This is a genomic window from Nostoc sp. CHAB 5715 (assembly GCF_020829685.1).
GTDB lineage: Bacteria > Cyanobacteriota > Cyanobacteriia > Cyanobacteriales > Nostocaceae > Nostoc.
Window position 1 is genome coordinate 1 of sequence record NZ_JAIVFR010000867.1, and the last position, 3,235, is coordinate 3,235.

A 3,235-nucleotide genomic window follows, 5' to 3' on the forward strand; every position below is an offset into this window, starting at 1 on the left:
AGGGATTAGAAATACTTTCAATCGAAGTAGAAGCTATAGAAACTTTTCCGCCCTTTTCTTCAATGAGCTCCAAAGCTGCTCTGCGAAGTTGATATTCTTCCGATTGCAGCTTATCGATTTTCCAAATAGCAAGAAATAAGTAACAAAAACATGCAAAAATCAACATTCCGCATCCCGTTGTAGTATATAAAAAATCTGGGGATGAAATAGACAAAAAATGGGGCTACATCGACAAAACAGGTAAGTTTGTTGTTAATCCACAATTTGATTATGCTGATCGCTTTATTGAAGAACGTGCTTTAGTAGTCTCTAATGGCAAGATTGGCTTTATCGACAAAACTGGCAAAGTTGTTATTAAACCAGAGTTTCAGATAGATATTGAGTTGGCAACTATTTATAAGAAAAAACCTAATTTTGTACTTGAAACATGGAAATCATTATTGCAAGAGCGTGGCTTGCGGGTTAACTTATCTTCAATAGAGAAATTGCGTGCCCAGCAGTTTAACCCGTCTTCAAAAGAAGTGGTACAAAGTCGGTTTTATAACGGGCTTGCAGCTGTCGCAAAAGATAGTAAATGTGGATACATAGACAAAACTGGTAAATTCGTTATCCAACCTCAATTTACTCAGTGTAAGCAATTAGATCAATACGGAGTTGCTCAAGTAGTTCGTCAGAACGGGGTTGTTGAAAAAGGAAACAATTGGGATGAATATCTTTATATTAATAGTGAGGGTAAAATATTTCCCAAAAGCATTACTCCTAATTCACTTAGCAAGTTCTATCCTGCTAGGATTAAACTGCTGGCTTCAGTAATGGCGTGCTTGTTGTGGATAGTTGCTATTAGCTGTCATGAGTTTGGTCATGCAATTGTAGCGTATTGGGGTGGCGATTCCTCAGTCAAAAACAAAGGCTATATCGTTTCTCGTGGCGATCGCTAATTTGTGAACTCAGGCTGGCCTTTGGCTTGTATAGATTGGATGAACAACAAGTCAAACTAATAGAAGCTCTTGAAAGATATACCGAATCTTATCCCAAGGATGGTTGGGGATGGGGTGCAAAAGCTTTAACATTAGACGAGCTTGAGAATGATGAAGAGGCACTATTAGCTTGGGAAAAAAATATTAAACTTGATCCTAGCGATCGTTTTAAATGGCGGATACGGATGAAAGAATCGACTTTAGAAAGGCTAAGAAGTTAAGCTTCATCGGTGTGTTAACCTTTGGCTACCAAAACTACTCAAGCTTCATAACCTCAAAGATGAAAATATGGCGTTTTAATGAGGGCGATTTTCTCGACCATGATAGACACGCAAAACCAGAACTGTGTCGTCCTCCAAAGAGTAGTGAATCACATATCCGTATTTGCCAAATGGAACCACCAACTTCCGCCGTCCTGAACCATCGCCAAAAGCAGTTCCTTTGTAAGGCACATTAGCTAGGCTAAAACCTGCCTCTCGAATTGCCTGTGCAGCTTGGAAAGCAATACTTTCGTTCTTCAATTTCAAAAAATCGAACAGCCGCACAAGGTCAGTGAGTGCTTCTGGTAGCCAAATTACCTTGGACATGGAGACTCATTATCTGTGCCGATACTTGCCAACCACGCAGCCACCTGTTCATGTGGGATACCATCACCTGTTTCCCGGTATCGCTGCAATCGACGCATATCTTCTTCTCTGGTTGCGTCATCACTGATAAAAGTCAAATCTTGTTTCTGGAGTTGCTGCCAATCCTCGCTGCTGAGGTCGTAACCTTCATCAAGGTGTGTCTCCAGAACTTTTTTTAAAGTATCTAAGCTACCGTCTGAGGTGTTAACCCATTCCCTAACAGCCGCTTTCAGGGCTTCTAAAGTGCTGTAAGCATCCAGTTGTGTGGCAATTTGTTGCCGAATATCTGTCATGGCTGTGCTTTCTTAAGCCTTATATAGGAGCATTATATAAAAAATTCTGTGCATTCCAAAAGGATAATGGTATGTAGTTGCGTAGGCGTAGCCCATCGTAGATATCGCTCCCAATCGCTTATTTACTCATTGGACTGCTCACAATTTTTCAAGTTTTACAAGACCGCCTTCGATTGCTTCTACCGTTAATCTATAACCTTCCATCAGTGACATACCGACAAGTGGATCTGACTCAGCTTCATCAATCGGAATGGTTAGTAATTGCTCATCCCAGACAACAATAGCTTCATACACATCAAACACACATTCACTACCATCTCCCAGAATTGCTCGTCCTCGCCTTTTCCAGGGTAGCTCTAATGCAGCAATGAAATCGGGCGGTAGGGATAACCAGCCATTAAAACCTGTATCAACAATGGCGGTTTGCTCATGTACTTTAGCATCAGCACCACAAATACGTAGAAGGATAATTGGCTCGTAGTCAGCATTCACACTTCCAATAATCATTTTGTTTTGTGGATGCGACCAGCCCCGAACCGACGGACATAGCGAGAACCAACACGCACAAACCAGATTTGTGCATTTGGGTAGCGAGTCTCAAGACGTTTCGAGGCATTGATTTCATCAGTATCCATTTCCCAGCCACCTGTCTCAATATCGATCGCTACAATCTTGCCATAATTATTTGCTTCGACTTGTGGGCGCACTTGAGAGTCATATATCTCATCACCGCGATGAGCAAATTCTTCTTTGCTGTAACGAGGTTTTCGTAATGGCATAATAAATCTTCCGTAGTCTTAGACCACTGGTTAGGAAAGAAAAAGTCCTTTAGCGTCTATTTTAAGCTTAACAGTTGAATTCGACTGGTTAAGGAATGCGATCGCTCATAAATTAAACGCATTAGCTTATCTTATCTGAACTCGAACCGTTATCAGCCACAATAGAAGTTGCCGAGGTTTGAGGCGCTGATTATGGAAGAATTATTAAGTTTGAAAGACTTGCTTGTTAAAGGCGATGTTCAAGGAGCATTGCTTATAGTTGAAGAATTAACAGAAATGAGCCGAAATGACATAATCAAGACGATTCGTAGCTATGCAGTGATTTTGCTGTTGCATCTGATTAAACAACAAGCTGAAAATCGCACGACTCGCTCTTGGGAAGTCTCTATTCGGAATTCAGTTCGGGAAATTCAACGGGAAAATAAGCGGCGTAAAGCGGGGGGTTATTATCTCACGCCAGAAGAATTGTTACAAATCTTAGCAGAAGCCTATTTAAATGCCATTGATGAGGCTTCCTTAGAAGTAGAAGAAGGCCGTTATGAAGCAAGTCTTTCAAACTT

7 protein-coding genes and 1 pseudogene are annotated in these 3,235 nt (G+C 41.1%); 4 read left to right on the forward strand and 4 right to left on the reverse strand.

All coding sequences use genetic code 11. The features are described 5' to 3' along the window. Nucleotides 1-227 precede the first annotated feature (227 nt). From LC574_RS39365 to LC574_RS32760, 3 genes and pseudogenes are all read left to right on the forward strand, one after another. Nucleotides 228-371: pseudogene (locus LC574_RS39365) on the forward strand (WG repeat-containing protein); the annotation flags it as partial. Nucleotides 372-383: 12 nt separating this feature from the next. Continuing rightward, entirely contained in the window at nucleotides 384-938 is a 555-nt protein-coding gene (locus tag LC574_RS32755; RefSeq protein ID WP_229457755.1) for a WG repeat-containing protein, read from the forward strand. A gap of 35 nt (nucleotides 939-973) precedes the next feature. Beyond that, the gene (locus LC574_RS32760) at nucleotides 974-1,198 is read left to right on the forward strand and encodes a hypothetical protein (RefSeq protein WP_229457756.1); all 225 of its coding nucleotides are present in this window, start codon (nucleotides 974-976) and stop codon (nucleotides 1,196-1,198) included. A 75-nt stretch (nucleotides 1,199-1,273) separates the two neighbouring features. Here the strand turns inward: LC574_RS32760 and LC574_RS32765 are convergent, their stop codons facing one another. The 4 genes from LC574_RS32765 to LC574_RS32780 all read right to left on the reverse strand — a co-directional run bounded on the left by LC574_RS32765 (nucleotide 1,274) and on the right by LC574_RS32780 (nucleotide 2,675). Continuing rightward, the gene (locus LC574_RS32765) at nucleotides 1,274-1,564 is read right to left on the reverse strand and encodes a type II toxin-antitoxin system RelE/ParE family toxin (RefSeq protein WP_229457757.1); all 291 of its coding nucleotides are present in this window, start codon (nucleotides 1,562-1,564) and stop codon (nucleotides 1,274-1,276) included. Further along, the gene (locus tag LC574_RS32770) at nucleotides 1,552-1,896 is read right to left on the reverse strand and encodes a hypothetical protein (protein ID WP_229457758.1); all 345 of its coding nucleotides are present in this window, start codon (nucleotides 1,894-1,896) and stop codon (nucleotides 1,552-1,554) included. The genes LC574_RS32765 and LC574_RS32770 overlap by 13 nt, the downstream gene beginning before the upstream one ends. Nucleotides 1,897-2,034: 138 nt before the next feature. Next, nucleotides 2,035-2,403 (reverse strand): clan AA aspartic protease, encoded by a 369-nt coding sequence (locus tag LC574_RS32775; RefSeq protein WP_229457759.1) that lies wholly within the window; start codon nucleotides 2,401-2,403, stop codon nucleotides 2,035-2,037. Further along, nucleotides 2,400-2,675 carry a hypothetical protein gene (locus LC574_RS32780; protein WP_229457760.1) on the reverse strand — a complete coding sequence of 92 codons (276 nt, stop codon included), beginning with the start codon at nucleotides 2,673-2,675 and terminating at the stop codon, nucleotides 2,400-2,402. Before LC574_RS32780 ends, LC574_RS32775 begins: the two co-directional genes overlap by 4 nt. Before the next feature lie 192 nt (nucleotides 2,676-2,867). Here LC574_RS32780 and LC574_RS32785 point away from each other — a divergent pair. Next, nucleotides 2,868-3,235: DUF29 family protein (locus LC574_RS32785; protein WP_229457761.1), on the forward strand; the 368-nt coding region annotated here is incomplete at its 3' end.